Genomic DNA, 6,508 nt, shown 5'->3' with positions numbered 1-6,508 from the left:
CCTGAGGGTTCATGTGGCAGTATGGCCATTCCGGGTCATACTGCCCGTCCTCAGACAGAACCAGTTCCGGCTCGCCGTACCGCTCCCTGATTTCTTTAAAAAATTCTCCATATCCGGTATCTCCCGTATAATATACTTTGTGGTATTCATCCTGGAGATAATATCCACTCCACAGAGTTTGATTGTTTCCCCATGGAAGCCTGCCTGAATAGTGCTGCCCCGGGGTAGCAGATATGGTAAGTCCATCGATTTCCACCTCTTCCCACCATGCCATATTGTGTATTTTTTCAGGATCCACGCCCCATTTTTCCAAATGGTTTTCCACTCCAAGAGGCACACAATAACGCTTTACCTTTTCATCTATATCCCGAATTGTCTGATAATCTAAATGATCATAATGGTCATGAGAAATCAGGAGTATATCAATTTCCGGCAATTCTTCCGCCATCATTGGTACTTCTGCCATTCGTTCTGCCCCCATAAATCCTACCGGAGAGGAATACTCGCTTAGTACCGGATCAATTAATATCGTCATGCCATGAATCTGCAAAAGGGCGGTAGAATGACCAAACCATGTGATCGTCAATTCATCCGTATCTGCCTTTGGGAGTTCTGTAATTTTACTGACCGGAATTTCACCATCCGGGGTAAGTCGTAAATTTTTATCACTGGCTTTGTCTTCTGTTGGGACGATAAGCTGAAATTCTTCCGGTGTATGAAAGGTGCCATCATAAAATGCATCGATGCGTTTTACATACTCTGCCTGCTGTTCCTTTGACGGATTTTTCCCCAATGAGGGCCAGAAGAGCAGGAACATTCCCACTGCACACGCCAATACTGCTAACGTAATCAGCAAAATAAAAATTGCTTTGCGGATTTTATTACTCATGAAATTTCCTCCTGGTTTTAATATCATCACCACCCAATCACTGCTTCTTCCCGCTTTCCCCCTCCGGGAAAATGATTTTAAATACAAAAAAGAATATTATCATGGAAACACCGCCGGTTATAAATGTCACCAGAAGATTATAGACCGCCGGTGCGACATAAGCGGAGGCTATTGGCATCCATAAGTTGTTGAACCCATTACAGATCAGGGAAATCACAACCCAGGCGAGGAAGTACCATACCGCCTGATACCATGGGTTTCCCTGGCTTTTAAAGGTAATGTTTCTCTGCAGCGGGAAATTTATACACTGGGCTAGTAAAGACCCGGCTTCATAACTGATAAAGTATCCAAGCCCTCCGCCTGTTACCACTGCACCGCTGGCATCATAGAGGACATTATAGCCCAGAAGACTCCATGTAAAGTCAACACCAAAGAGGTGCATCTCCCTGTGCGGCCACATAAACTGGGTACCGGCAAGTCCGATTCCAAGGATACCGGGCATAAATGTAAACACCAGATACTGGAATACCGTCACCATCATGCTGAATACAAAGAAATAGAAAATCTGATAGATCCACTTTGAAAGTCTGGCGTGATTTTGTGCAAAGTGATTCCATATGTATATCCATTTTTCTTTTATCTGACTCATTTCCTTTTCTCCTTCTTACCGGATAGTCTTTTTTCATATTCCCTGTTTGCCCTGGCATTGGCAGCAAATCCGCTGATTACTGTTTTGATTCCCCGAAAGAAATGGCCGTTGACAACCTCTACCAGCCCGTCCACCATATCCATACTTACCCTTCCGGCAGTCATTTTAGCTAATGCACGCAGCGGCATATTATAGATAAAGAGAATGTTCAGGTCAGGCTTGCCCTTCTCCTCACTTTTCTTTTTCAAACTGTTCAGACGGTTATACAGGAATCTGGCTAGTCCGCTTTTTGCATGATACATTTGACAGATTGCGTCATTCGATGTCAGATTACCTGTCCACTTTCCTTCCGGAATCGGATGTCCCAGAAGCGTTTCAAACTCCCGGTGGGATATCTGCTGAACAATGCCTGTATAATAATAGGGAAGCTTAACAGGATGATAGGGATATTGGGAAGTCGTTCCTTCCACTTCCAGTTCTGACTTCAGACGGATATCACTCACACTTGCTCCCACCATGATGCGATAGAATCCCGCCTCCACTTCCCAGCGGTTCGTTTTTATATTCCAGTAACGAAAGGTTTTGTCATCAAATGGAATATGTACCTCCCGGCTTTCTCCTGCTTTTAAAAATACCTTAGAGAATCCTTTTAACTCTTTTTCCGGACGGAAAACGATGGCATTTTTAAGACCCACATACATCTGGACCACTTCCGCACCGTCCATGTCTCCGCTGTTGGCAACGGTCAGTGTAACCCCCTGACTGTCAGTCCTTATGTCTGAAAAGGTAAACTCCGTATAGGACAGTCCAAAACCAAAGGGATACTGCACCCGGATTTTGTTGGTATCATAATAGCGGTATCCCACATAGATGCTCTCCCGATACTCGGCATTTCTCATGGCACTGGGAAAATGCCGGAGCGCCGGAGTATCTTCATAGCGAACGGGATAACTTTCCGCAAGTCTGCCGGATGGATTGACTTTCCCAGTGAGTATATCCAGCATGGCACCGGCACCCGCCTGACCGGAGAGGTATCCATGTAGAATCGCTTTACAATTCTTCTGCCAGGGCATCTCCACGGAGGCTCCTGCACTCAGGATTCCCACTACATTTTCATTGACCTGCATAATACACTGCAGAAGTTCAATCTGATTCTGGGGAATCCGCATATGTGTCCGGTCCAGACCTTCCGATTCACTAAGTTCATCCAATCCAAAACAATACAGCACTACATCTGCGGAAGCAGCAAGATCCAATGCCTCCTTTTTGAGTATCTCCTCTTCCTCTCCTGTACGTTTATAACCTCTTGATATGCCCATAACCTGCAGGTCATAATCACCTATAGACTTTTCAAATGTTTCCAGTAATGTTGGTTTTACCATGGATGAACCTGCCCCCTGATATCTGGGGGTAACCGCAAAGTCCCCAATTACCGCTGCCTTGCATCCCGTTTTCAAAGGAAGTATGTTATCTGCATTTTTCAGCAGCACCGCACTTTCTGCAGCCGCTTTTTTAGCAAGATTGTGGTGTTTTTTCTCGTCAAATCTATCTTTTCCGGGTTTATTTTTTTCGCTGACAGTGAGTACGGCATCCAGCAGATCATCTGCACAAACATCCAATTCTTCTATTTTCAGCCGCCCTTCTTTAACGGCTGATACAATCTGTCTGGCTGAGTCCAGTCCCGGTGCCGGCATTTCCAGATTAGACCTGGCCTTTACTCCTTCCACATGGTCATTGGAGCCTCCCCAGTCTGTAATAACAATCCCGTCAAATCCCCATTCTTCCCGCAAAATATCCTGCAGAAGATGCTGGTTTTCATTGGCATAGATTCCATTCACCTGATTATAGCTGGACATAATGGCTTTGGCTTCGCCTTCTTTTACGGCAATCTCGAATCCGGTCAGGTAAATTTCCCGGAGTGTCCGCTCATCCAGCACCGCATTCATTGCCATTCTGCGCAGCTCCTGGCTGTTGACTGCAAAGTGCTTCGGGCAGGCATAGACGCCCTGGCTTTGGATTCCCTGTATATAGGATGCAGCCATCTTCCCCGACAGATAGGGGTCTTCAGAAAAATATTCAAAGTTTCTGCCACAGAGGGGGCTGCGTTTGATATTTAAGCCCGGTCCCAGCAACACCTGCACATCCAGTACTGCTGCTTCCTCTCCCAGGGCTTCTCCAATTTTCTTACCCAAATCCACATCCCAGCTGTTAGCAATTGTAGCGGCTGTAGGAAAACAGGTAGCCGGAAGTGATTCATTTAACCCCAGATGATCTCCGGCTCCCGCCTGCTTGCGGATACCATGCGGTCCATCTGAACAGAACACAGAAGGGATATGAAGACGGGGGATATCACGGGTATCCCACTCTCCTTTCCCGCTTAGGAATGCTGCCTTTTCCTCTACTGTCATTTTTTCTATAATATCTGGATGTTTCATTTCAATCTCCTTTTTCTCAGGCCAAAGCCCCGTCTGCAGGCACCGAAGGCTCTGACATTTGGGGCAATTGCCAAAATGCTATGCCTGCATGTACTGCTTGTTACCGGCTATTCTTCTGTCTTTGTGGGAATTACGTCAATGGTAGCTTTTTTTCTCTTCTTGCTGCAGCGAACCAGAACCAGTGCCATAATACCAAGTGATACCACTGCCACAGCAGCGTCAATACCGATAAACAGCTTTGTCATTTCCGGCATCTTACCTGCATTTGGATCCTCTATCGTATAGTTTCCGCTGTTGGTAATTGTATAGAGGATATTTTTGGCAGCCTTACGCATAGCCAGCACCATAGTGGGTGAGGTATTCGTGATCTGATTCGACTCTGCCGCGAAGAATCCCAGCATCGCATCGTTTCCATTTCGGACAGCGTCATCCGTATTCTGGTACCCGTAAGAACCATTCCAGTCAGATAATACCATTCCCTGAAATCCCCATTCATCACGCAGCACATTATTTAAGAGGTTTGCATTGGCTCCTGACCACCTGTCTCCTATGAAGTTAAAGGAAGACATCACAGCCAGTGATTTACCGTTAAAATTCTTCACGCAGATTTCAAAAGGCTTCAGATAGATTTCCCTGACAGCCTGTTCATCGGAATAGGTCAGAAGCAGGCTGCAGCGGTTTGTCTCCTGCTCATTCAGGGCAAAATGCTTCAGGTAGGCATAGACTCCTTTCGCAGACATTCCATTTACGGTGTTAGATGCCATATGTCCGGACAGCACACTGTCTTCTGAATAATATTCAAAGTTACGTCCGGTGAATGCAGAACGATGAATGTTCATCGCCGGTGCGTAAGCCCCGAATATACGGCAGTCGGCATATTCAGCCCCAACGCCTTCTCCAATGCGGTATGCCAGTTCCTTATTCCAGGTCTGTGCAATGAGAAGCTGTACCGGGTAAGCAGTACCATATACCCCGATATACCAGTCATTTAATCCCGATGTGCCGTCTGAATCCAGTGTTCCTGTTTTTTTGACTGAATCCACTGCCACAGTCTGGAAGCCGCCAAGGTTTACCATATTAATCATGTCCTCCACGGAGAGTTGATCCAGCAGATCTTCCCACAGCGGATCGTCATATTCTTTCCCGGTGAGGTCTGCAGCTGTTACGCCATTGTCTGCCTCTGTTTCAGGCATCGTATCCTCTGAATTATCATATTTAGCTGAATCATAGTGGGCAACAGACTTTTCCGTAACAAAGTCTTTTGTTTCTTCATCCATTACATACAGATCCGCACCTGGTGCTGCTGTTGCTGCATTATAGTTTGCAAATCCGTCTGTACGAGACAGATAAGTGACTCTTCCTGCGGAATAATCCTGAAACTGATTCACCGCTGTGGTATGATCGGATTTGCGTCCATCTGTACCGTAATTCACATCTCTGTCAACATGAAAGGTTTCTTCATCCAGCACCGTATGGGAATCGGATCTGAGTGAGAGCGTATAATCTCCTGCTTCCAGTATGTAGCCTCCGTTTTCAACTTTCAGTCCCCGGGAATCATAAGCTGACATGTCTTCCTTGGCTATCTCAAAAGAGATTACTTCAGAACCGCCAGGCTCCAACACACCGGTTTTCCCAAATTCAATCAGATTCACAGATGACTTCTCAATTCCACCGTTCATATAGGGCGGCGTATAGTAGAGCTGTATCACTTCTTTTCCGGCACTATCCCCTGTATTAGTAACAGCAACTTCTACCGTAACTGTGTCACCATTGTCCGTAAAGTTTTGCATTTCCTGAGTAAAGGTTGTATAGCTTAATCCATATCCGAAAGGATATTGTACTCTTTCTTCATAATTAATTAGTCTCTCTTCCGCAGCAGTTTCATAGAATTTATATCCCACATAGATATTCTCCACATAGTTTACAAATGGAATCACTCCTTCATATGCTTCGTCTGCCTCAGTAAGTTCTGCTTTCAAATCTTCTACATTGTTGAATAAAAAATTTCCATAATTGTTGTATACAGGGGTGCTTTTCAGGTCATATACATAGGTATCCACTGTTTTTCCGGATGGATTCACCGACCCGTTTAAGATTTCTCCTAATGCCGCCATACCGGCTGCCCCTGTGCCAGGTGCCAGAATCACGGAACCAATGCTCTCATACTCGTCAACCCACCCCAGTTCCATGGTATTATTGGCATTGATAACCACCACAACTTTGTCGAACTCTGAGCAGACTTTTTCAATCATCGCTTCTTCTGTATTAGAAAGTTCCAGATAACTTTCACCTTCATCAAAATCATCATAGGCACCGTTATTGTCGTATTTGCCGGCAAAATAGTTATAGTTGTCATTTCCGTTTGCGATCTCGTCACGTGGGTCATAGGTACCGTCTATAACGGCTTTCATATCAAGGGGAACATCCTGCCCCTCACCGCCTGACCTTGAAAGAACAATGATTGAAGTATCCGAAAAATCTTTCGCCTTCTGCATCAAGTCATCCGTATAATAATCTTCCGTTGGCTCCGGCAGA

General features: G+C 45.5%; 4 protein-coding genes. All 4 read right to left on the bottom strand.

The annotated features are described in order from the left end of the window. The coding region (locus ACH2DQ_RS19455) for an MBL fold metallo-hydrolase (RefSeq protein WP_395027936.1) at positions 1-889 on the bottom strand (889 nt) is incomplete at its 3' end. Positions 890-926: 37 nt separating this feature from the next. After that, positions 927-1,538, bottom strand: coding sequence for a hypothetical protein (locus tag ACH2DQ_RS19450; RefSeq protein ID WP_394915445.1), 612 nt, complete (start codon positions 1,536-1,538; stop codon positions 927-929). Beyond that, positions 1,535-3,973 (bottom strand): glycoside hydrolase family 3 C-terminal domain-containing protein, encoded by a 2,439-nt coding sequence (locus ACH2DQ_RS19445; RefSeq protein WP_394915444.1) that lies wholly within the window; start codon positions 3,971-3,973, stop codon positions 1,535-1,537. The genes ACH2DQ_RS19450 and ACH2DQ_RS19445 overlap by 4 nt, the downstream gene beginning before the upstream one ends. Before the next feature lie 107 nt (positions 3,974-4,080). Continuing rightward, a partial coding sequence (locus ACH2DQ_RS19440) for a glycoside hydrolase family 3 N-terminal domain-containing protein (protein WP_395027933.1) occupies positions 4,081-6,508 on the bottom strand: 2,428 nt, incomplete at its 5' end.

This window comes from Robinsoniella sp. (assembly GCF_034124845.1).
Note: the sequence above shows the minus strand (reverse complement) of the source record. Positions and strands in the feature narration are given on the sequence as shown.